The organism is Bradyrhizobium oropedii (genome assembly GCF_020889685.1).
In the GTDB taxonomy this organism is placed as follows: domain Bacteria; phylum Pseudomonadota; class Alphaproteobacteria; order Rhizobiales; family Xanthobacteraceae; genus Bradyrhizobium; species Bradyrhizobium oropedii.
The window spans coordinates 103,600-126,337 of record NZ_JACMYO010000001.1 but is presented as its reverse complement, the minus strand read 5'-3'; the positions used below and the strand labels follow the sequence as shown (position 1 = coordinate 126,337).

General features: G+C 63.4%; 20 protein-coding genes and 2 pseudogenes. 12 read left to right on the top strand and 10 right to left on the bottom strand.

Annotated elements, in window-relative coordinates; translation table 11 throughout:
* Positions 1 to 240: 240 nt before the first annotated feature.
* A complete protein-coding gene (locus tag H8A95_RS00655) occupies positions 241 to 405 on the bottom strand; it encodes a hypothetical protein (protein WP_229181323.1) in 165 nt (54 codons plus the stop codon).
* A 208-nt stretch (positions 406 to 613) separates the two neighbouring features.
* Between H8A95_RS00655 and H8A95_RS00650 the strand changes: the two genes are divergently transcribed.
* From H8A95_RS00650 to H8A95_RS00615, 8 genes and pseudogenes are all read left to right on the top strand, one after another.
* Complete coding sequence (locus tag H8A95_RS00650) at positions 614 to 1,495, top strand: DUF4153 domain-containing protein (RefSeq protein ID WP_229181322.1); 882 nt, start codon at positions 614 to 616, stop codon at positions 1,493 to 1,495.
* A 25-nt stretch (positions 1,496 to 1,520) separates the two neighbouring features.
* Positions 1,521 to 2,213, top strand: coding sequence for a response regulator (locus H8A95_RS00645; protein ID WP_229181321.1), 693 nt, complete (start codon positions 1,521 to 1,523; stop codon positions 2,211 to 2,213).
* Positions 2,214 to 2,215: 2 nt separating this feature from the next.
* The gene (locus H8A95_RS00640) at positions 2,216 to 3,808 is read left to right on the top strand and encodes an ATP-binding protein (protein WP_229181320.1); all 1,593 of its coding nucleotides are present in this window, start codon (positions 2,216 to 2,218) and stop codon (positions 3,806 to 3,808) included.
* Between the two features lie 355 nt (positions 3,809 to 4,163).
* Positions 4,164 to 5,195 (top strand): TRAP transporter substrate-binding protein, encoded by a 1,032-nt coding sequence (locus tag H8A95_RS00635; protein WP_229181319.1) that lies wholly within the window; start codon positions 4,164 to 4,166, stop codon positions 5,193 to 5,195.
* Positions 5,196 to 5,212: 17 nt separating this feature from the next.
* Positions 5,213 to 5,773: a TRAP transporter small permease gene (locus H8A95_RS00630; protein WP_229181318.1), complete on the top strand. Its 561-nt coding sequence runs from the start codon at positions 5,213 to 5,215 to the stop codon at positions 5,771 to 5,773.
* A complete protein-coding gene (locus tag H8A95_RS00625; protein ID WP_229181317.1) occupies positions 5,770 to 7,059 on the top strand; it encodes a TRAP transporter large permease in 1,290 nt (429 codons plus the stop codon). The genes H8A95_RS00630 and H8A95_RS00625 overlap by 4 nt, the downstream gene beginning before the upstream one ends.
* Before the next feature lie 40 nt (positions 7,060 to 7,099).
* Positions 7,100 to 8,143, top strand: coding sequence for a TRAP transporter substrate-binding protein (locus H8A95_RS00620; protein WP_229181316.1), 1,044 nt, complete (start codon positions 7,100 to 7,102; stop codon positions 8,141 to 8,143).
* 80 nt (positions 8,144 to 8,223) lie between these two features.
* Positions 8,224 to 9,380: pseudogene (locus H8A95_RS00615) on the top strand (CaiB/BaiF CoA transferase family protein).
* Here H8A95_RS00615 and H8A95_RS00610 read toward each other — a convergent pair.
* From H8A95_RS00610 to H8A95_RS00570, 9 genes and pseudogenes are all read right to left on the bottom strand, one after another.
* Positions 9,381 to 10,235, bottom strand: coding sequence for an HpcH/HpaI aldolase/citrate lyase family protein (locus H8A95_RS00610; RefSeq protein WP_229181315.1), 855 nt, complete (start codon positions 10,233 to 10,235; stop codon positions 9,381 to 9,383).
* Between the two features lie 3 nt (positions 10,236 to 10,238).
* On the bottom strand, positions 10,239 to 10,694 hold the full coding sequence (locus H8A95_RS00605) for a MaoC family dehydratase (protein ID WP_024582047.1): 456 nt from the start codon (positions 10,692 to 10,694) through the stop codon (positions 10,239 to 10,241).
* The gene (locus tag H8A95_RS00600; protein ID WP_229181314.1) at positions 10,695 to 11,471 is read right to left on the bottom strand and encodes an enoyl-CoA hydratase/isomerase family protein; all 777 of its coding nucleotides are present in this window, start codon (positions 11,469 to 11,471) and stop codon (positions 10,695 to 10,697) included.
* Between the two features lie 16 nt (positions 11,472 to 11,487).
* The gene (locus tag H8A95_RS00595; protein WP_229181313.1) at positions 11,488 to 12,693 is read right to left on the bottom strand and encodes a CaiB/BaiF CoA transferase family protein; all 1,206 of its coding nucleotides are present in this window, start codon (positions 12,691 to 12,693) and stop codon (positions 11,488 to 11,490) included.
* Positions 12,694 to 12,720: 27 nt separating this feature from the next.
* Positions 12,721 to 13,436 (bottom strand): annotated as a pseudogene (locus H8A95_RS00590) (ABC transporter ATP-binding protein).
* Complete coding sequence (locus tag H8A95_RS00585) at positions 13,433 to 14,191, bottom strand: ABC transporter ATP-binding protein (protein ID WP_229181312.1); 759 nt, start codon at positions 14,189 to 14,191, stop codon at positions 13,433 to 13,435. The pseudogene H8A95_RS00590 and the gene H8A95_RS00585 overlap by 4 nt, the downstream one beginning before the upstream one ends.
* Before the next feature lie 2 nt (positions 14,192 to 14,193).
* Entirely contained in the window at positions 14,194 to 15,213 is a 1,020-nt protein-coding gene (locus H8A95_RS00580; protein WP_229181311.1) for a branched-chain amino acid ABC transporter permease, read from the bottom strand.
* Positions 15,210 to 16,112, bottom strand: coding sequence for a branched-chain amino acid ABC transporter permease (locus H8A95_RS00575; protein ID WP_338027759.1), 903 nt, complete (start codon positions 16,110 to 16,112; stop codon positions 15,210 to 15,212). Before H8A95_RS00575 ends, H8A95_RS00580 begins: the two co-directional genes overlap by 4 nt.
* Positions 16,113 to 16,206: 94 nt before the next feature.
* Positions 16,207 to 17,466, bottom strand: coding sequence for an ABC transporter substrate-binding protein (locus tag H8A95_RS00570; RefSeq protein ID WP_229181309.1), 1,260 nt, complete (start codon positions 17,464 to 17,466; stop codon positions 16,207 to 16,209).
* A gap of 170 nt (positions 17,467 to 17,636) precedes the next feature.
* On the opposite strand from H8A95_RS00570, the gene H8A95_RS00565 reads away from it, so the two are divergent.
* From H8A95_RS00565 to H8A95_RS00550, 4 genes are read left to right on the top strand one after another with little or no spacing between them, the layout of a single operon-like run.
* Positions 17,637 to 19,133 carry an AMP-binding protein gene (locus H8A95_RS00565; protein ID WP_229181308.1) on the top strand — a complete coding sequence of 499 codons (1,497 nt, stop codon included), beginning with the start codon at positions 17,637 to 17,639 and terminating at the stop codon, positions 19,131 to 19,133.
* Positions 19,130 to 19,771 (top strand): TetR/AcrR family transcriptional regulator, encoded by a 642-nt coding sequence (locus H8A95_RS00560; RefSeq protein WP_229181307.1) that lies wholly within the window; start codon positions 19,130 to 19,132, stop codon positions 19,769 to 19,771. The genes H8A95_RS00565 and H8A95_RS00560 overlap by 4 nt, the downstream gene beginning before the upstream one ends.
* Entirely contained in the window at positions 19,768 to 20,541 is a 774-nt protein-coding gene (locus H8A95_RS00555; protein WP_229181306.1) for an SDR family NAD(P)-dependent oxidoreductase, read from the top strand. Before H8A95_RS00560 ends, H8A95_RS00555 begins: the two co-directional genes overlap by 4 nt.
* A 9-nt stretch (positions 20,542 to 20,550) precedes the next feature.
* Positions 20,551 to 22,473 (top strand): flavin-containing monooxygenase, encoded by a 1,923-nt coding sequence (locus H8A95_RS00550; RefSeq protein ID WP_229181305.1) that lies wholly within the window; start codon positions 20,551 to 20,553, stop codon positions 22,471 to 22,473.
* Positions 22,474 to 22,738: the final 265 nt, after the last annotated feature.

Here is a 22,738-nt window from a genome sequence, read left to right as displayed (position 1 = left end):
CCCTATCAGACGAGATTCGTCGGCGCGAGCCGACAAGGCGCGTCTGCACGCCGTCTGCATAAAAATCCTGAACTCCTGCTCGTCGCGCTCCAGCCGTTTGCACATGCACGCGTCAAGGTCAGCCAAGCAGCGGGCCGGATCCCATACCGGAGCAAGGAACTCCGCCCGCTTCAACCTGCACATCCCTTCGATCCCGAGGTCATCATGACAAGCCTTGCGCCACCAGAGACCAAGCCCCAATCAATCGACAGCAACCTGCCGCCGGCGAAAATCGCGGTGATATTTGCCCTCGCGGCACTGGCCGATTGGTTGTTCTACGACCAGCGCCTCGGCTTCTCGGTCGTCATTTTCGCAATCGCGCTGACCTGCTCGTCGCTGATTGTCAACCTCGGCAATCTCGAGCATCGCCGACTGCTGCTTGCCGGGACGATCGTGTTCGCCGGGCTACTGCCAGCGCTCGAGGATCTCAGCGCGGCCTCGCTCGTCATCATCGCGCTTGCCCCCGGCGCAGCCCTCATGCTGACGACCAATCCTTATCTCGATCAGTCAGCTGAACCCGGGCGATCCCTCCTCCTATCTCAGCATCAGCCGTGCGCTATTCTGGATCGCGGCAGTGGCGCTGGTCCGGCCGTTCATCCACATCCGATGGCGCAACCACATCGAGGTGATGGACGAACGGCCCCGATCTACCGCGAACGATCCGCCCCGCTCGACCGGCCTGAGTTTCTTCGGCCCAGGCACCATCTCGCGCTCGCTGATCCTGTTCAACCTGCTGTTTTCGATCCAGACCATCCTCGACCTGATCTATCTCTGGGGCAATGGGACGCTGCCCGCCGACGTCACCTATGCCTCCTATGCACATCGCGGCGCATATCCTCTGATCATCACTGCGCTGCTCGCCGCGAGTTTCGTTCTGGTGACCATGCGACCGGGCGGCCCTGCCGAGCGATCGCGTGTGATGCGATCGCTCGTTTACCTCTGGATCGGACAGAATGTCCTGCTGGTCATCTCCGCGATGCTGCGGCTTGATCTCTACGTCCAGATCTACCTGCTCACCTATTGGCGTATCGCGACGTTCGTCTGGATGCTGCTGGTCGTGCTCGGGCTGGTCCTGATCCTGGTACGTATCGTCCAGCGCCGCTCGAACGAATGGCTGATCCACGCCAACCTGGTCACATTGGCGATCGTCCTCTACACCTGCTCCTTGACCAATTTTGCCGCTATTATTGCCGACTACAACATAGGTCACAGCCGGGAAGCCTCGGGCAGCGGGGTCAACCTGGATATGGATTATCTGATCCGGCTCGGCCCGCAGGCGCTCCCGGCCATCGACAGGGGGCTCCAGCTCCACTCCTTCGATCCGAACCTTGTTTACCGCCGCAATTGCCTTGTACAAGAGCAACGCGAGCAGATGACCTCATGGCGCAGCTGGGGCTTCCGCAGCTGGCGGCTCCAGCGCTTCCTGGATCGTCAGCAAGGAGCGGCGGCAGGCTAGATTACGTTCGGTTCGGAGTGGACGCGTGACCCACCGCATTCTTATCGTGGACGATGACCTGCATATCCGGGAGGTCATCCGCGTCGCACTCAAGAAAGCGGGTATGAACGTGGTCGAGGCGCGCGACGGCAAGGAAGCGCTGGTCAGATTTTCAAATGACCGGCCGGATCTGATCGTCCTCGATATCGGCATGCCGGAATTCGACGGCCTCGATATCTGCCGCGAGATTCGCAAATCATCCGACGTGCCGATCCTGTTCCTCTCCGCCAGCGACGATGAGATCGATCGCGTTCTGGGGCTCGAGATCGGCGGCGACGACTACGTGACCAAGCCGTTCAGCCCGCGCGAGCTTGTCGCACGCGTCAATGTGATCCTACGGCGGCTGACGCCGCGACCTGGCGCGCCGGAGCCTGGCGCGCTGTCCAAAGGACAGCTCTCGGTCGATGCTGAGCAGCACGTCGCAACATTCGCCGGTATGCCACTGCACCTGACCGCGATCGAGTTCGGCATCCTACGGACCTTCCTGACGCGACCGGTGGCAGTCTTCAACCGTGAACAGATCATGAGCGCCGCCTATCAGCTCAATATCCAGGTCTCCGACCGCACCATCGACAGTCATATCCGCAACATCAGAGCCAAGCTCGCCGCGGTGAATTGTGACAGTGTCATCGAGACGGTGCACGGCGTCGGGTTCAAGCTCGGCCGGTGCGAGCCTTAGGCATGACGTCCTTCCGCGCCCGCCAGAAGTGGCGACCGTCGCTCAGCTTCATCATCTTTGCCGTGCTCGCCCTTGTCGCGGTCCTCCCGTTACTTGGGCTATTCTTCTTCCGTCTCTACGACAACCAACTCATTCGTCAAACTCAGGCCGAATTGATCGCGCAAAGTCGTGTGCTGGCCGTGGTCTATGCGCAGGACGTCCGCGCACAGCTTCGCAATGACATCCCGCTCGGCGCCGCAGTTCCAACGGAGGCGCTGCCGGACCCTGGCGATCAGGTGACGCCAATCCGGCCCGAGCTCGATCTTGCCGGCAACGACCTCTTGAGGCGACGGCCCGACGCGCTGCCGGCGACCAAGCCCGCAGACCCGGTCTATGTCGCAATCGGTGCGCGGCTGATGCCCCTTGTGCTGGACACCCAGAAGGTGACGCTCGCGGGCTTCCGGATTCTCGATCCGCAGGGCGTCGTCATCGCGGGACGCCAGGAAGCCGGACAATCGCTGGCCCATATCGAAGAGGTGGCCGCAGCGCTACGCGGCCAGTATAGCGCAGCGTTGCGCATCCGCGTCCCCGACAAACCTCCGCCTCCGATCTATTCGATCAGCCGCGGCGTCGGCGTTCACGTCTTCTCGGCAATGCCGGTCATCGTCAATGACCGCGTCGCCGGCGTGATCTATGCGTCGCGGACGCCAAGCAATATCTTCGAGCATCTCTATCGGGAGCGTGGCAAGTTCCTGCTGGCCGCGATGGCCGTCATCATGGCAACAATCGCCATCGGCCTGGTGTTCTCGCGCACCGTCACGCGGCCGATGCGCGAGCTGGTCGACCGCGCCGTGCGGATTGGCCGTGGCGACCGCGATGCATTCAAGCCGCTGCAGCACTATGGCACCCGCGAGCTGGCCCAGCTCTCCGACAGCTTTCTCGACATGGCCCAGCAGTTGTCGCACCGCTCCGACTACATCGCTACCTTCTCGGCACACCTGACGCACGAACTGAAATCGCCGCTGACATCGATCCGGGGCGCAGCCGAGCTGTTGCAGGACTCGCTTCAAAGCAAATCGGATACGCTGACCCGATCCGAGCAACAAAGCTTCATCTCGAACATCCTTGGTGACGTCGAGCGGCTCGATGCGATGAGCCAGCGGCTACGCGAGCTGGCCCGCGCGGAAAGCGCTCCGCAGAACGAGCAAACCACGCTCTCCGCCGTCATCGAGAACCTGAAGAGCCGCTTTCCCGGGCGGCTCATCGTGGCCAGCGGTTGCCTCGACCGCCCGATCGGGATGTCCGGCGAGAAGGCGCTGATCGTTCTGGCGCATCTGGCCGACAATGCGTTCCGTCACAATGCGACGTCCGTCCGGATCGAGGCGACCGACGAGGTCTCCACCGTCAAAATGACGGTCAGCAACGACGGCGCCCCCGTCTCCGAAGCCAACAGCGACAAGATCTTCGACGCCTTCTTCACCACCCGTCGTGATAGCGGCGGCACCGGAATGGGGCTAGCCATCGCGCAGGCCGTCATGGCAACCCATGGCGGCACGATCCGTCTCGTGCCCTCCAGCCGGGACGTCGCGTTCGCGCTGGAGTTTCCCGCAATCTGATCGGGTCGGATCGGCTCGATGACGATCGCCGGCGCTGCCGCCGGTCCCACACCTGAGGGAATTTCCCGCGTGGTGGACAAAGCGCAGGCGTTCCATTCTCGCGGTAGACCGGAACAAGACTTTCGTCGACGTGCCCGCCCCTTGATAGCGGTTGCCGCCCGCTTCTCGCCTTCAATATCCAGGCCCACAAGGACGTCGTCTCGCGTGCCTCTACCATCGTCGCAATCGCGTCGACGCATGGCGCTGCGCGCTCTCCGGTTGTCCGATCAGGCATGCTCAGCCGAGCCCTGCTTGACGTGCAAATTCGTTTGTGCGCAGCTGCCTAAAACAACAAGGCTACTCAGGGGCAGGAAATATGGGCGGGCTTCGGCAGGCGCTGGCCGGTTACGGCTTCCTCATCGCATCGATCAATCTCGCGGCAGCGGCGGAGCCGATCAAGCTGCGGGTCGCCGACTCCTTTCCGAAGGGACACTACCTCGTCCGCCTCGTGCTCGAGCCCTGGATGGCCGAGGTGCAGAAGCGCACCAACAACGCAGTGACGTTCGAGCATTATCCGGCCCAGCAGCTCGGCAAGGCCGCCGACATGCTCAAGCTGACGCAAACCGGCGTCGCCGACATCGGCTATGTCGCGCCCGCCTATGTCTCCGACAAGATGCCGGTCTCCGAGGTCGCGATGCTCCCCGGCGCGTTCGAGCATTCCTGCCAAGGCACGCTCGCTTATTGGAAGACGGCGCGGAACGGCGTGATTGCGCAGCAGGATTATACCGCGAACGGCATACGCCTGCTGCTCGCGGTGAGCCTGCCGCCCTATCGCATCCTGACCGTGAAGCAGCCGGTGAAGGACACGGCCGACATCAACGGACTGAAGCTGCGATCGACCGGCGGCGCGCAAGACCTCACCTTGCGCGCGATCGGCGCCGTGCCGGTACGCATGGCGGCGCCTGACGCCTATGAGTCGCTGTCGCGCGGCACGATGGACGGCCTGCTGTTTCCGCTCGAAAGCGTCGTCGCCTATGGCGCCGACAAGCTCGTGAAGCATTCCACCGACGGCTTTGGCTTCGCGAGCTTCGTGGTCGCCTATTCGATCAGCGAGACCGCCTGGAAAAAACTGTCGCCGGATATCCAGAAGGCGATGATCGACGTCGCCGAAGAGATCCTGCCGTCCGCCTGCAAGGAAGTGCAGAAGCAGGACAGCGAGACCATGAAGTCGATGGAGACCGCAGGTGTTCACTTCGACACCCTGCAGCCCGACGTCGTCGCAAAGCTCAAGGAGCTGACGAAGGGCGTAGGCAAGGCATGGGCCGACGGGCTCGACGGACGCGGCAAGCACGGCAGTGACGCCCTGAAGGAATTCAGCGCCGCCGTTGCTGCGGTGCCGGCCCAGTAGCAAGGACGGAGCCCAAATTGATCAAGACAAGCCTGAAGGCTCTGACTGCCATCGAGAAGGTGACCTCGGCCATTGCCGCGGTCATGATGTTTGCGATCATGATCATCGTCTTTTCCGATGTCGTGATGCGCTACGTCTTCAACCGGCCGTTCTCCTGGGCCTATGACCTGATCTCGCTCTACGTGATGGCCGGCGTGTTCTTCCTGTCGCTCTCCGGCACCTACGCGGTGAACGGGCATATCAGCGTCGATATCCTGCTGCCGCGCTTCTCGGCGATCATCCAACGCCTTTGCGTCATCATCTCCAACATCGTCGGCCTCGCCATCTTCGTTCCAATCACCTGGCTCGGTTATCAGCGCGCGCTCGACAATTATGTCTCGGGTGACGTCATGGCCGGTGCGATCCCGTGGCCGACCTGGGCGTCCTCGATCTTCGTGCCGGTCGGTGCGGGAATTCTCGCGCTGCGCCTTGCCGTGCACCTCATTGCCAATGTCGCGAGCCTCCTGACCGGCGAAAACCTGTTGCCGTTGCCGGCCATCTCCGGCCATTCGGAGAAGGCTGCCGGAGGTTTCGAATGATCCCGACTTTCATCCTCGCGCTGCTGTTTTTCCTGCTGGCGATCGGAACGCCGGTCGCGTTCGCCATGGCCTTCTCCGGCGGGCTCGGCCTCTATCTGACCGGCGGCCTGCCGATCCTGCTCGGCGTGCTGCAGACGACGCCGCTCTCGGCCGTCACCTCCTATGAGCTGATCACGATCCCGATGTTCCTGCTGATGGCAGACCTGGTGCTGCTGTCAGGCGTTGCCGACGATCTGTTCAAGACCGCCGCGGCCTGGGTCGGGCGCATCCCCGGCGGTCTCGGCATGGCGACCGCGCTGGCCGGTGCCGGCTTCGGCTCGATCTGCGGCACTAGCACGGCCTCTGCCGCGACGCTGTCCTCGACCAGTCTTCCCGCGATGATCCGCCAGGGTTACGAGCCGAAAATGGCCGCCGGCGTCGTCGCGATCTCGGGCACGCTTGCGATGCTGCTGCCGACCTCGGTGGCGCTGGTCATCTTCGGCCTGCTCGCCGAGGTGAACATCGGAAAGCTCCTGATCAGTGGCATCATCCCGGCGATCTTCGTCACCGTTATCATTATGTCGACGATCTATATCCTGGTGTTGCTCGATCCCTCGCGCGCACCGACGATATCGGCGGTGACATGGTCGGAACGGTTCAGCCTGCTTTGGCAGGTCAGCCCGATGGTGGTCCTGTTCTCGATCGTGACCGGCACGATCTATCTCGGGATCGCGACGCCGACGGAAGCCTCGGCCTTCGGCGCATTCGGTGCCTTCTGCCTCGCCTGCTGGAAGCGCAAGATCAACCTGACGTCGCTCTATACGACGCTACGGCACGCCGCCCAGGGCACCTGCATGATCGTGCTGATCATCATGTGCGCGCATATCTTCGGCTATTTCTTCACCCTCACCCAGGTGACGCAGAATATCGTCGGCTGGGTCGGCGGGCTCGACGTCTCGCGCTGGATCATCATCACACTGATCCTGTGCGGCTACATCGTGCTCGGCTCGTTCATGGATCAGATCGCGATCCTGGTGCTGACGGTTCCGATAGTGCTGCCGCTGATCAAGTCGCTCGGTTTCGATCCGATCTGGTTCGGTGTCATCAAGATCGTGACCGCCGAGGTCGGCATGATCACGCCGCCGATCGGATTGAACTGCTTCATCGTGGCGCGTTACGCACATCGCCCCGTCGGCGAGGTGTTCCACGGCACATTCCCGCATTTCATCGCGCATCTGATCGCTATCGCCATTTTCGTGGCATTTCCGGAGATCATCCTCTGGCTGCCGAACCACATGCAACATTGAAGAAGCCGTCGGTCGAGACGGCCATCTCTGGGAGACCATTATGAATCTCTATTCCCGTTTCCTCGCCGGCGCAGGCCTTGGCACCGCCTTGCTGGCGGCTTCCGCATCAGCAGCCTTTGCCCAAGAGAAGATCACCCTGCGGCTTGCCGACAGCCTGCCTTCCGGCCACGTGATCCATGAACTCGTCGGCAAGCCGTTTTCCGAGCTCGTCACCAAGCTGACCAATGGTCAGGTCACGTTCCAGCACTTCCCGGCCGAGCAGCTCGGCAAGGCCAAGGACATGGCGCAGCTCACTGCGCTTGGCGTTGCCGACGTGTCCTACATCGTGCCGTCTTACTCCTCTGACAAGTTTCCGCTGACCGCCGTTGCCGAATTGCCCGGCATTTTCGACAGCGAATGCCAGGGCTCGCTCGCCTTCTACAAGATCTCGCACAATGGCGGCGTCCTGGAGACCAAGGAATTCGCGCCCAACCAGCTCCGGCCGCTGGTGACGCTCGCGCTGCCCGCCTACCAGGTCCAGCTTGCGACCAGCCGCGATGTGAAGACGGCAAAGGATCTCGAAGGTCTGAAGATCCGCACCACCGGCGGCGCGATGGACCTGATGATGCGCTCGATCGGCGGCGTGCCGGTGCGGATGGCCGCGCCCGAGATCTATGAATCGCTGACCCGCGGCACCCTCGACGGACTGATCTTCTCCTACCAGAGCTCAGCGTCCTACGACTTCGGCAAGATCCTGAAGTCGGGCACCGAAGGGCTGAACTTCGGCACCGCGATCTTCACCTATTCGATGGGTGAGCTGAAGTTCAAATCGTTGCCCGAGAACGTGCGCAAGGCGCTGATCGAGGCCGGCGAGCAGACCACGCGCGAGGCCTGCAAGCGGTTCGAGGACGGCGAGAAGGCCGCAGCCGACAAGATCAAGTCGCAGGGGATGAAGGTCATCAACTTCAGCGCCGACGATAAGAAGGTGTTCGACACTGCCTTCAAGTCGGTGGCGCAGGATTGGGTGAAGGACGTCGACAAGCGCGGCAAGCCGGGCACCGACGTCTTCAAGGCCTTCACCGAAGCACTGGCCGCCACCCATTGAGCCAGGCACCGACGAGAAACAAATCATCTGCGCCGGCGGGCCCGCTCGCCGGCGTCAGGATCATCGACCTCACCAGCGTGATGATGGGGCCCTACGCGACCATGATCCTCGGCGACTACGGCGCCGAAGTGATCAAGGTCGAGAGCCCTGATGGCGACGTGATGCGCCACGCCGCTCCGATGCGCCATCCCGCGATGGGCGCGATGTACCTGCAAGGCAATCGCAACAAGCGCTCGATCGTGCTCGACTTGAAGAAGGCGGGCGGCCGCGCGGCGGTGCTTCGGCTGGCCGCAGCCGCCGACGTGTTCGTCCACAACGTCCGTCCCGCAGGGATGGCGCGGCTGAAGCTCGGCGCCGACGATCTCCTCGCGACCAACCCGCGGCTCGTCTATGCCAGCCTGCACGGCTTCGGCGAGACCGGGCCCTATGCGGGCCGGCCGCCTATGACGACCTGATCCAGGGACTGACGGCCCTGCCCGCGCTGACCGGCAGCATCACGGGCGAGCCGCGCTACTCTCCGGCGACCATGGCCGACCGCATCGTCGGCCTCAATGCCGTCCACGCCATCCTGGCGGCGCTGCTTCATCGCGAGCGCACCGGCGAAGGCCAGGCGATCGAAATCCCGATGTTCGAGACCATGGCGCAGTTCGTGCTCGGCGACCACATGGCCGGCCGCAGCTTCGAGCCGCCGATCGGGCCGCCCGGCTACTCCCGGCTGCTGTCGCCGGATCGCCGTCCGTACCAGACCAGCGACGGTTACATCTGCGCGCTGGTTTATTCCGACAAGCAGTGGAACGCGTTCTTCGCCAAGATCGGCCTCGCCGAAGAAGCCGACCGAGACCCGCGGCTCAACAGTATTTCGGCGCGAACCCGGAACTACGACTTCGTCTACGACTGGTTCTCGCAGATGATGAAGACCCGCAGCACGGCAGAATGGATGCGCTTCTTCGAAGAGGCAGACATTCCGCACGCGCCGCTGCACGACCTCGACGGCCTGATCGACGATCCACACCTGGCGGCCGTCGGGCTGATCCAGTCGCTTGAGCATCCGACCGAAGGCACGCTGCGGGTCGCAGGCCCGGCTGCGACTTGGAGCCGGACGCCACCGTCGATCCGGACCTATCCGCCGAACCTCGGCGAGCATGGCCGGGAAATCCTGCACGAGGCCGGGCTTGCGGAAACGGAGATTGCCGCCCTCATCGCGGAGGGCGCGCTGATCGAGCCCGGTTCCTGCTGACTATTTCCTGCGCGACGCCAGTATCTTCTCGGCAGCGCGTAGATGCGGCTTATCCAGCATCTTGCCGTCCATCTTGGCGACACCCGATGGATTGTTGGCGAATGCCGCGATCACCCGCTCCGACCATGCGATCTCCTCCTCCGTCGGCATGAAGGCCGCGTTGACGACGTCGACATGCTTGGGATGGATCACGGCCTTGGCCAGGAAGCCGTCCTGCCGTGCGGCGATCGCCTCCGCCTTCAACGCATCGAGATCGTTGATGTCGGTGGCGATGGTGTCGATCGCGACCACGCCGGCCGCGGCCGCGCCGATCAGGCAGAGATCGCGGGCCAGGATGAAAGGCGAATGATAGCGGCCGTCAGTGCGATTGCGGGTTGCGCCAAGCGAAGCCGCGAGGTCTTCCGCACCCCACATCATGCCCCACAGCCGCGGGCTCATGTTCTCGAAGTCGAGGATTTTCAGGACGGCCTGCGCCGTCTCGGTCGCGACCGTGACGATCCGCGTAGACCCTTGCGCGATGCCGGAGGCGGCCTCGAATGCGTCGAGATAGAGCGCGAGCTTGTTGACGTCGGCGGCACCGGCGCATTTCGGCAGCACGATGCCATCAGGCTTGCCGGGCATCACGGCCGCGAGGTCGCCGAGCGTCAGATCGGTATCAAGCGCGTTGACGCGGATATAGAGCTTCTGCTCGGGATTGTGCGTATCGAGCATCTGGCGCGTGATTCCGCGCGCGACGACCTTCTGGTCCGGAGCAATGGAATCCTCGAGGTCGAGGATCAGTGCATCGGCCGCGGTCTTCTTGGCGCTTTCATATTTCCGGGTGCTGTCGCCGGGAACGAACAGGAACGATCGCATCGGCTATGCCTTCGGCTTGCAGTGCATCAGGCCGGTGCGGCGGCAGCTTGCCACCACCTCGCCGCGCTGATTGGTCATGGTGTGCTCGAACTCGACGATGCCCTGTGTCGGTCGCGACTTGCTGGCACGCTTGCCGATGATCTTGGTGTGCGCCTTCAGCGTGTCGCCGTGGAACACCGGCTTTGGAAATTTGACGTCAGTCATGCCGAGATTGCCGACCGTGGTTCCCAGAGTCGTGTCATACACGCTCATGCCGATCATGATACCGAGCGTATAGAGGCTGTTGAACAGCCGCTGGCCGAACTCGGTCTTCTCCGAGAAATGCGCGTCGAGATGCAGCGGCTGCGGGTTCATGGTCAGCAGGCTGAACATGGTGTTGTCCATCTCCGTCACGGTCCGGCTGAACTCGTGATGGAATTCCCGCCCGACCTCAAACTCTTCGAAATACAATCCAGCCATTTATCGTCCCTTGTAGTTTGGCGTCCGCTTCTCGACAAACGCATTCAGACCTTCCTGGCAGTCCTCCGTCGAGGCGACCACAACGAAACTTTCTGCGGTGTTTTCGACCGAGCGACGGAAATCCGCATCGACCGCACGCATGAAGGCGTCGCGGCCGATCTTCATCACGATGGGCGATTTTGCCGCCAGCTTGCGCGCAATCTCGCGGGCGCGCTCCAGCGCGGTGCCCTTCGGCACGACTTCGCTGAGGAGCCCCATGCGGAAAGCGGTTGCCGCATCGAACGGCTCGCCGAGGAACAGCGGGCCGAACGCCTGGTGCTTTCCGACCAACCGCGGCAGCTGCACGAAGTGGATCGCCGGGATCAGCCCGACATCGATCTCGGGATAGCCGAAGGTCGAGCTGTCCCCGGCAATGATCATGTCGCAGGAGATCGCGATCGTCATGCCGCCGGCCCGCACAGCGCCATCGATCGCCGCGATGGTTGGCTTGCCCATGCGGTACTGCGTGTCGTTCAGTGCGAAATACAGCCGCTCGAGGAATGTCTTGGTCTCGATCGCGGGCTTGCCCCTGACGATGTCGAGGTCGAGGCCAGCGCAAAACACCTTGTGGGCGCTGCTGATGATGACGGCGCGCACTGCATCGTCGTCGCGCGCTTTCGCCAGCGCCGCCAGCAAGGCGTCGATCAAGGGAATGCTGAGCGCATTCACCGGCGCGCGGTCCAGCACGATCTCCGCAATCTGATCGCTGACCGAGTAACGAACGAGGTCCCTGCTCATATTGTCCTGTCTCCCATCATCCCTTGGCTTGACGCACAGCGCCCGACAGCAGCAGGCCGTCGATCTCGGTCGAACCAAAACCAGCCTCAGTCAGCACGGCGCGGCTATCCTGCCCGACATCCGGCGCGGGACAAAGATGATCCTCGGACCGGCTCGCGATCCCCGGCGTCCGCGGCGAATAGACCGCGCCGACACCGGGCGTATCCTGGCGCACCGAGGCCCCGGTCGCCTCGACATGGGCGTTGCGCAGCCATTCGCCGGGATTGAGGATCCGCTCCGCGATGATATCGGCGGCATGGAGCCGCGTCAGCCAGGCATCCGTCGCCTCGGTCAAGAACATCTCGCGCAACTGCGGGATCAACGTGTCGGCCGCATCGGCGCGCCGGGCAAAGTCGGCAAAGCGCGGATCGGTGGCGAGATCCTCACGGTCGATCGCGCCGCACAGCCGCTTGTATTGCGGCTCGTTCACCAGCGTCACCATCATCCAGCCGTCCCGTGTCTGGTAGGTTCCGGCCGGCACATTGAGTGCGCGCGGCGCGCCGCCCTCGAGGATGAACTCCGCGACCTTGTGCCCGAGCAGCGCCGACGTCGACTGACAGAGATTGACGTCGATCCAGCGACCGGTGCCGACCGTCGCGCGCGCGAACAGAGTGGTGGCAATGGCCTGGAATGCGTACACGCCGGTGACCACGTCGGAGATCGTGGTGCCGACCCGATGCGGCACGCCATCGGTGCCGACATTGACCGAGACCAGCCCAGAGAACGCCTGCGCCACCGAATCCGAGCCGGGCCGCTTTGAATAGGGCCCGCTCTGCCCGAAGCCGCTGACCGACAGATAGACCAGGCCCGGATTGTCGCGCGACAGGCTCTCATAGCCGAGCCCGAGCCGCTCAGCGACACCGGGGCGAAATCCTTCGATCAGCACGTCGGCCTCACGCGCCAGTCGCTGCGCGACCGCGATGCCATCCTTGTGCTTCATGTCGAGGCACAGGCTGCGCTTGCCTCGGTTGTAGACCGCCGACAGCGTCGTGTGATTGCCGTAGGTCGTACCGAGATAACGCGACCAGTCGCCTTCCGGCGGTTCGACCTTGATGACATCGGCGCCATGGACCCCGAGCAGCATCGCACAATAGGGCGAGGCGATCCCCTGCCCGAAATCGAGCACTTTCAGCCCACGATACGGCGCCTCGTGCGTCGGCGTCAGCCTGCGTTCGCCGGCCATTTGTCCTCCCACTTCTGTCGAAGAGCCCTACAGCGCCAGATAGCGCTGCCGGATGTTGTCGTTGGCCTTCAGCTCTTCGATGGAGGATGTGTAGACGATCTGTCCCTTGTCGATAACCGTCGCGTGGCTCGCAAGGCCAAGGCAAAAATGCATGTTCTGCTCGGCGATCAATACTGTAGCACCGGTACCGCGGAGCTGCCGCAGCAACTCGCCGATGCGCTGCACGATGATCGGCGCCAGCCCCTCACTCGGCTCGTCCAGCAGCAGCAGCACCGGATTGCCCATCAGCGTACGGGCGATCGCCAGCATCTGCTGCTCGCCGCCGGACAGCCGTCCGGCGGTCCGGTGCCGCAGCGGCTCCAGCAACGGAAACACGTCATAGACCCGGCGGATCGACCACTCGTCCTCGCCATCAGGCCCCTTCTTCTGGCCGATGACGAGATTGTCCTCGACCGTGTGCTCTGGAAAGATCTGGCGGTCTTCCGGCACGAAGCCGAGCCCGGCGCGGGCGATATGATGCGGCCTCATCCCGGAGACCAAATTGCCCCGCAAGGTGACCCTGCCCCGGCGCGCGGCGCCAGCCCCATGATCGCCTTCATGGTGGTCGACTTGCCGGCGCCGTTACGGCCGAGCAGCGCCATGGTCTCGCCCTTGCGCACGGAGAGGCCGACGCCGAACAGGATCTGGCTGGTGCCATAATAAACATCGAGGTCCTCGACCTGCACCACCGGCAGCGCGCTCATGCCACCGCTCCCGCGTGGTCGTCGCTGCCGAGATAGGCTTCGATCACGGCCTCGTTCCTGCGGATCGCGTCCGGCGTTCCGGTCGCGAGAATTCGCCCGTAGCACAGCACGGCGATCTCAGGTGCAATCTTGAACACGATATCCATGTCGTGCTCGATGAATACGACGGTGATCTTCTGCTTCTCCCAGAGCTCGCGCACCTTGTCGATCATGCGCCAGCGCTCCTCGGTACCCATGCCCGCGGTCGGCTCGTCGAGCAGCAGCACCTTGGGATCGAGCACCAGCGCGAGCGCGATATCGAGCAGCTTCTGGTCGCCATGCGACAGCGTCGCCGCGGTCCTGTTGCGCTTGCCGGCAAGGCCGAGCAGCTCCATCGCATGCTCGGCGCGGTCGCGCGTCTCGGCCAGTGGAAAGCGGCGATGCATCACGCCGGCGCGGCGCTGATCGGCACCGACCGCTGCCAGCATAGTCTCCTCGACCGTCAGCGACGGGAAGATGCTTGCGACCTGGAAGGCCCGGCCGATGCCGTGGCGCACGATCTCGGGCGGCGTCCGGCCCGCCATGTCGACGCCATTGAGCAGAATCTGCCCGGCGTCCGGCCGCAGCGCGCCGGTGATCAGGTTGAAGAAGGTGCTCTTGCCGGCGCCGTTGGGGCCGATCACGGCGGTGAGCGAACCATCGGCAAAGTCGAGCGAGACGTTGTCAGTCGCCTTGACGCCGCCGAAGGATTTCGAGAGCCCGCGAATTTCAAGCATGGCTAGCCGCGCCCCTCGCCGCGACGCTGCGCGAACCATTCCACGACAAAATCCATCAGGCCCTTTCGCAGGCCGATAGCAAAGAACAGGATCACGACGCCGAGCACGATGCCTTGATACTCGGTCAGCCGCGTAACAGTATCGTTGAGGATCAACAGCAGCACGGTGCCGACCATCGGGCCGAGGAAGGTGGTCACGCCGCCGAGCATGTTGATGAAGATGCCCTCGCCGGAGATCGTCCAGTAGGCGAATTCGGGATAGGCGCCCGAGACGAACAGCGCCATGATCATGCCGCCGGTCGCGGCGAACAGCGCCGCCAGCACGAATATCGTCAGCTTGGCGCGCCAGACGTCGATGCCGATGAAGCTCGCCCGCGTGGCGTTGTCACGGATCATGCGCAGCGTGTAGCCGAACGGCGACTGCGCGATCTGGCGCATCAGGAACAGCCCGATCACCAGCAGCGCGCAGCTCGTGATGTATAGGTGCAGATGGTTCGACAGGTCGATGCCGAGAAACGGCGGCCGCGGGATGCCGCCGCGCAGTCCCTGGTCGCCGCCGGTCAGCGACTGCCACGACAGGATGGTCGAATGAATCAGCATCTGGAACGCCAGCGTCACGAAGGCGAAATAGATCTCCTTCAGCCGCACGCAGATCGCGCCGATGACGACGGCGACGACGAAGGTCATCGCGAGCGTGGCGACGAAGGCCACCGGGATCGGCACACCGGTCTTCTGCATCATGAGGCCGAAACCATAGGCGCCGAGGCCGAAGAACATGCCATGCCCGAACGAGATCAGTCCGGTGTAGCCGACCAGAAGGTTGAGCGACGTCGCGAACAATCCGTAGGCTGCGCAGCGGATCACGAAGTCGAGCAGCTGCTTGCTGCCGAACACCATCGGCAGCAGCGCAAGCAGCACAAAGGCCGCGAGCGCGATCAGCACATCGCGATAGCGCTGCGGCCTGGTCTCGATCCGGGGCACTTCGAGGGGCTGCGCGCTCTGCCCGGCCTGCAACTCGGTCATGCGACCTCCTTGCCGAACAGGCCGGTCGGACGTGACACCAGCACGATCACCATGAAGAGATACATCAGCCCCTCGGTGAACAGCGGGAAGCCGAGCGATCCGAAAGAGCGGATCAGGCCGATCAAAAGCGCACCGATGAGCGCGCCCAGGATCGAGCCCATGCCGCCGATGACGGTGACGATGAAGGACTCGATCAGAACCGAGAAACCCATGCCCGGCGTCAGCGAGCGCACCGGCGCGGCAAGTGCTCCCGCCAGCCCCGCCAGCATGCCGCCGAGCGCGAACACGCCGCCATAGATCAGCCCGGTGTTGATGCCGAGCGCCGACACCATGCCGGGATTATGGGCAGCCGCACGGATCACCTTGCCGATCCTGGAGCGTGCCAGCCCCAGCCCGAGAACAGCGGCCGCAGCCAGCGCCACGCCGATCAGCAGCAGATAATATGGCGGCACCACACCGCCGGCGATGAACAGCGGCGGCACCTGGAACGCGGCCGGCATGCCCATCGACTTGAATTCAGGCCCCCAGATCATGCGGACGACGTCGTCGAAGATCAGCACGAAGGCGTAGCAGACCAGGAGCTGCATCAGCACATCGCGGCCGTAGACCCGGCTCATGAACACGCGCTCGAAGATCAGGCCGAGGATGGCGGTGCCGGCAGCGCCGCTCAGGATCGCCAGCGCAAAGCTGCCGGTGAGTTGATAGGCCGTCATCGCGAAATAGGCGCCGAACATATAGAAGGCGCCGTGGCTGAAATTGACCACCTTGAGCACGCCGAAAATCAACGTCAGCCCGACAGCGACGAGAAACAGCAGCATGCCGATGATCAGGCCGCTGGTGGTTTGCGTCACCAAACATGAAGGGCTGGTGAGACAACTGGCGAGCGCGTCGAGGTCCACGAGAATCATCCATTACGGCGGGCCGCAACGCCGGCGCGCGACAAACATCAGATCAAAGGCGGAGACAGCGTGCTGCCTCCGCCTCATATGCGGATCAGGTGTAGCCCTTGCTCTTCTTCCAGTCGGCTTCGAGCTCGAAGATGGCCTTCCAGTCACCGGCCTTCACGTCGGGGACGTAAGGTTCCTGCGGGATCGTGGTGCCCCATCCGATCGCGTAGCCGACCAGCGTATGATCGTCGGCACGCATGGTGACGGTGCCGTCGGCGCCGAACGGGCACTTGATGGTGAGCCCGGCGAGAACCTCCGCGACCTTCTTGCCGTCGGTCGAATTAGCCTTCTTGACGGCCTCATTGAGGAACATGACCGCGGTTGCGTTCTGCCAGGACCAGTTGGTCGGGTACTCGTTGTATTTCGCCTTGTAGGCATCGCCCCACGCCGCATTCTCTGGCGTCGGCGGGAATGTCTTGATGTAGCGGTCGCCGGAGTGGATGCCCTTGGGCAGGTTCTTCACCACGGTGAGCGCGGTGTAGTCGGCCATGTTGACCGCGAACACCTCCATCTGGGTGAACATCGCGTAGATGTTGGCCTGGTCGATGTAGGAGGTGAGATCGCCGCCCCACAGGCACGAATAGAGCGCCTGCGGCTTGGCCTGCAGGATCTTGGTCACCACCTCGGTGTAGTCAGGCTGGAACAGTTTGGGCCAAGACTCGCTGATGATCTCGACATCGGGCGCGAACTTCTTCAGGTACAGCACGAACTCGCCGGTGGTGTCGCGGCCATAGGCATAATCCGGCGAACAGGTCGCCCATTTCTTCAGGCCCTTGGCCTTGGCGATCCCTGCCGCGTAGCCGGCGCCGACGATAGAGTCATGAATACCCTGCCGCACGCAGCGGAAGGCGTTCGGAATGTGCTGCTTGGGATCGGCCGTCAGGGACGAGGCTTCCGAGCAGGTGTGGATGCAGAGCACGCCGAGATCGCGCGCGACCTCGTGAACCGCGAACGATCCCGACGACGCCTCGCCATCGAGCAGCATCTCGCAACCGTCCGTATTGACGAGCTCGCGAGCGATCCGCGCAGCTTCCTGCGGCTGTCCCTTGGAGTCGCGGATCACCATCTCGATCTGGCGCCCGGCAAGGCCGCCGGCGGCATTGACCTTCTCGACTTCCAGCATCACCGCGTTGCGCGAAGACGTGCCGAGCTGCGCGACGCGGCCCGACAGGATGGTCGGCATGCCGATCTTGATGGTCTTGGCCTGCGCGCGCGCCACCCATGGCGCGGCAAAGGTCACCGCTCCGGCACCCATCAGCGCAAGCGTCGAACGCCGGCTGATGCCCGGTTTCCGGGTCCTCTTCATATTCCCCTCCCTGTCGGGTTCGCGTTCCCAAAATCCCTGTCGGAGATCGTACCGTCTCCGTGACCACAATGTTTTCAGAGCAAGGGGGGTGACGTCAAGCCAAATATGAATTACGACTCATAGTTCATCTAGGGAGAAAACGGCGCCGGAATTGGCCCGACGAGCGGCAAATGATCAATCTTTCCAGCTTCATCGCATTTCATGCCGGGCGGACACCGGACCGCTGTGCGCTGAAATATCGCGGCGAGGACGTTTCCTACGCCGACTTTGACCTGCGAATCCGCCAGGTGGGCGCCTGGCTTGCCGCACGCGGGATTGCGCCCGGCGACGTCGTTGCCGTCCTGATGAAGAACAGCACGGCGTTTCTCGAACTGGTGTTCGCGACCAGCCATATCGGCGCGGTGTTCCTGCCGATCAACTATCGCCTGTCGGCCGGCGAAGTCGGCTACATCGTCGGCAACTCCGGCGCGCGCCTGCTGGTCGCCGACGAGGAGTTTGCCGCGATCGCGACCGGCGATGCGCCGGTGGTGCTGCTCGATGAAGTCGCGCAGTCCGGCATCACCAGCCGTGTGCCTGACATCGCGCCGGCGCCTGCGCATCTACGCCAACCACGTGACCTGATGCGGCTGATGTACACCTCAGGCACGACGGATCGTCCCAAGGGCGTGATGCTCACTTATGAGAACATCTACTGGAAATCGGCCGACCAGACGCTGGTGCTCGGATTGAATGCGGACACGCGGCTGCTCGTGGTCGGTCCGCTCTATCACGTCGGCGCACTCGATCTGCCCGGCATCGCCGTGCTTTGGCACGGCGGCATGCTGTGTATTCACCGCACCTTTGAAGCCGAGCTGGCCCTGGCCGCGATCGAGCGCGAGAAGCTCAACACGGCATGGTTCGCGCCGGTCATGACCACGGCCCTCCTCACCTGCCCGAACCGCGACCGCTACGACGTCTCCAGCCTGAAATGGGCGATCGGCGGCGGCGAAAAGACGCCGGAGCTCCGCATCCGCGCCTTCTCGGATTACTTCAAGAACGCGCGCTATATCGATGCCTACGGCCTCACCGAAAGCTGCGGCGGCGACACCTTCATGGATCCAGGCCGCGAGATCGAGAAGATCGGCTCGACCGGCCGCGCCATCGCCCATGTCCAGATCGAGATCCGCGACGACACCGGCAAGCGCCTGCCCGCCGGCCAGAATGGCGAGATATGCCTGCGCGGCCCGAAGGTCACGCAAGGCTACTGGAAGGATCCGGAGAAGACGGCGTCCGCCTTCTTCGGCGACTGGTTCCGCACCGGTGACGTCGGGTATCTCGACGAGGAAGGCTTTCTCTATCTGACCGACCGCAAGAAGGACATGATCATCTCAGGCGGCGAGAACATCGCATCCTCCGAGGTCGAGCGTGTTATCTACGAAATGCCCGGGGTGCGCGAGGTCGCGGTGATCGGCCTGCCGGATGACCGCTGGGGCGAGAAGCCGATCGCCATCGTGGTGCTGGCCGATGACGCCAAGCTCGATCTGCTCGATCTCACCGATTTCTGCCGGACAAGGCTCGCGGGCTTCAAGGTGCCGCGGCAATTGATCATTCGCGACAGCCTGCCGCGCAATCCATCCGGCAAGGTGCTCAAACGCGTGCTCCGCGCCGAACTCGAGGCTAATGCATGACAGAAGCGACATCCGCCAAGGTGACAAAGCTCAACCGGGTTGAGCGCAACGCCTGGACCAAGCAGAAGATCTTCGATGCCGCGACCAAGGTCGTCGGCAAATACGGCTATGCCGAAGCCTCGGTTGCCCGCATCACCGAGGCCGCCGGCGTGGCGCAGGGCACCTTCTACAATCATTTCGAGAACCGGCAGGAACTCCTCGACCAGTTGCTGCCGAAGATCGGTCTCGACATGGTCCGCTTCATCCATGCACGCACGGGCACCGCCAATGAGGCCCGGCAGGAGGTCGAGCGCTTCAGCGCCTTCTTCGACTTCATCCGCGAAGTGCCGGAGTTCCTGCGCATCCTGAACGAAGCGGAGTTCTTCGCGCCGATCGGCTACCAGAAGCACTTCGAAAACATCTCGAACGCCTATGTCCGGATCCTCCAGCGCGCGCGGGCCGCGGGAGCTACCAACACATTCAGCGATGAGGAATTCGAGGCCATCGTCCAGGTCTTGATGGGCGCGCGCGGCTATCTCAGCCGCCGCTATTCCTATTCCGAGCAAGGCGTCACCGCCGTGCCCGACTATGTCATCACGGCCTATCAGAAGCTGGTCACGCATGGCCTGTTCAACAGCAGCGAAGGAAAGAAACGATGAGCGTTGACGGCACCATCCTCGTCACCGGCGGTAGCCGCGGCATTGGCGCTGCGACCGCAACGCTGCTCGCCGATCAGGGACATCGCGTCGTCATCGTCGACATCGCGCCGGAGCCGCTGGTCGGCACCGACGCCATCCTTTGGCCGGCGCCGTTCGATGTTGCGAGCGAAGCTGCCGTCGTCGCCGGAATTGCCGATATCGAGAAGGCGCACGGCCCGATCAGCGGCCTCGTCAACGCGGCCGGCGTGTTCGGCAAGATGCACACGATCGAGCGGGTACGGATGGAACAATGGGACCGCGAGGTCAATATCGACCTGCGCGGCACCTTTCTGGTCACGCGCAGCGTCGGCATCGGCATGGCGAAGCGACAGCGTGGTGCGATCGTCAACGTCGCCTCGGTGGCCGGCATGACGTCGGGTCCGATCCACGCCTATACCGCGGCCAAGGCCGGCGTCATCCAGATCACACAGACGCTCGCCGCCGAATGGGGCCGCTCCGGCGTGCGCGTCAACGCCGTCTCGCCCGGCTTCACCCGCACGGGGGCGCTTGAGGCCGGCATTGCGTCGGGCGCCTTGAGCAAAGACCTGCTGGCACGCCCGACCGCGATGAACCGGCTGGTCGAGCCCATGGAGGTGGCACAGGCGATCGCCTGGCTACTCTCGCCACAGAGCAGCGGCGTAACTGGCATCAACCTGCCGGTCGATGCCGGCTACATCGCGGGCACCACCTGGGCCGCCTATGGCGGCCTGCCCGAAGTACCGGCGAGCTGAGGACAACGCATGAATATCGAGCTTCCGCGCAAACACCTCGATCTGTCCTCCGCCATCGCCGAGGGCGACATCCGTGTGCTGCTGATGGTGCTGGTGCACATGACCGGCGACGAGAAGTGGCTGGAACCGCCCTACAAGCCGAAGCGCGACGTGCGCCTGATCCCCGACCCGGACGCCGGTGTGCCGAAGGAGATCCAGGACGATATCCGCGCCGCCGTGCTGAACCTGTTCGCCAACGGAACGCCGAAACCCGCCATCACCGATCCCGGCAATGAGCTGATGCTGCAGATGATGCGCGCGACGCTCGGCGAGAACGTCGCGCCGGAGTATGCACCGCTGATGCGGGAGGAGATGGGCTTCGTTCCCCGCGAAGCCAAATGGCGCGAGCGTCCGTCGGACGCAAGACTGGCGCAGCAGCATGTGCTGATCGTCGGTGCCGGGGTCTGCGCGATCGCCCTTGGCGTCGCGCTCGGCCGGCTCGGCATTCCCTACACGATCGTCGAGAAGCAGGACGAGATCGGCGGCACCTGGTACGTCAACCGCTATCCCGGCTGCGGCGTCGATACGCCGAACCACTCCTATTCGTTCTCGTTCGGCGCCCGCAATCCGTGGACCCGCTATTTCGCGCAACGGCAGGAATTGCTGGATTACCTGCTCAAGGTCGTGCGCGAATACGACATCCGCAAGCACGTCCGCCTTTCGACTGAGCTCGTCGCCTCGCACTGGGACGAAGGCAACCGGCGCTGGATCTCGACGCTGAAGACTGCGGGCGGCGAAGAGACCTTCGAGTCCACCGCGCTGGTCAGTGCGATCGGACAACTCAATGATCCCTTGCCCGCCCGTTTTGAGGGCGACGAGGATTTCACCGGGTTGAAGATTCATTCGGCGCTGTGGTCCGACGACGTCAAGCTCGACGGCAAACATGTTGCCGTGATCGGCACCGGTGCGACCGCGATGCAGCTCGTACCGTCGATCGCCGACCGCGTCGCCTCGGTCACCGTCTACCAGCGCACCGCGCAGTGGGCGCGGCCGGTGAAGGGCTATTCCGATCCAATCACCGAGGGCGCGCAGTGGCTGCTGGCACATCTGCCGTTCTATGTGCAGTGGTATCGCTTCAACATGTTCTGGCGCTACGGCGACGGCTTGCTGCCATTCCTGCGCAAGGATCCGGCCTGGCCGCATCCGGAGCGCGCCGTCAACAAGGGCAACGACCGGCATCGTCAGGAGCTGGCCGACTTCATCCTCTCCGAGCTGAAGGATCGCCCGGACCTGATCGAGAAGTGCATGCCGACCTATCCGCCCTACGGCAAGCGCATCCTGCTCGACAACAACTGGTTCAAGACGCTGACCAAGCCGAACGTCGAACTCGTTACCGACAAGATCGACCATTTCGCGGCGGACGGCGTCGTCACGGCCGACGGCACATCGCGGCCGCACGACGTCATCGTGATCTCGACCGGCTTCAAGGTCTCCGAGATGGCGGCGCGCCTCAACATCACCGGCCGCGATGGCAAGAACCTCCAGCAGACGTGGGGCCACGACAATCCGACCGCATATCTCGGTCTCACGGTGCCTGACTTCCCCAACCTGTTTCTGATGCTCGGCCCCAACACGGGGCCTGCGCATGGCGGCAGCGTGATCTTCCAGTCGGAATGCCAGAGCCGCTACATCTCCGCCTGCCTCGTCGAGATGATCGAGAACGACATCGCTGCGATCGACGTGCATCCCGACGCGCATGATGAGTACATCCGCAACGTCGATGCCGAGCATGAGCAATTGATCTGGACGCATCCAGGCATGACGACCTACTACCGCAACAGCAGCGGCCGCGTGTTCTCGGCAATGCCGTGGCGGTTCGTCGACTACTGGAAAATGACGCACGATCCAGACTTCACCCAGTATCGAAAGACCAAGTCGCGACAGGATTCCTGACCTGAATTCTCTCGCTCGTTAACTTGACAGCAGGCCATAACTGCCGCAGCATTTCGATGGCTGCACCTGTTGGAGTGTTGGAGCGGCTGCTCCTCGCGTCGCAGGAATTGACGGGCGATTATGGGATCGGCCATCAGGCAGCAAAAGCGGACAGATGTCCGTCGGCCCACCCTTGGAGAGGAGCATGACGCCACCGGCGAAAGCCAGCGACCTTGCTCAGCAAGGTCTCGGTGCACGTTGAGGCTGATAGCAGCTGCTAGCCGCG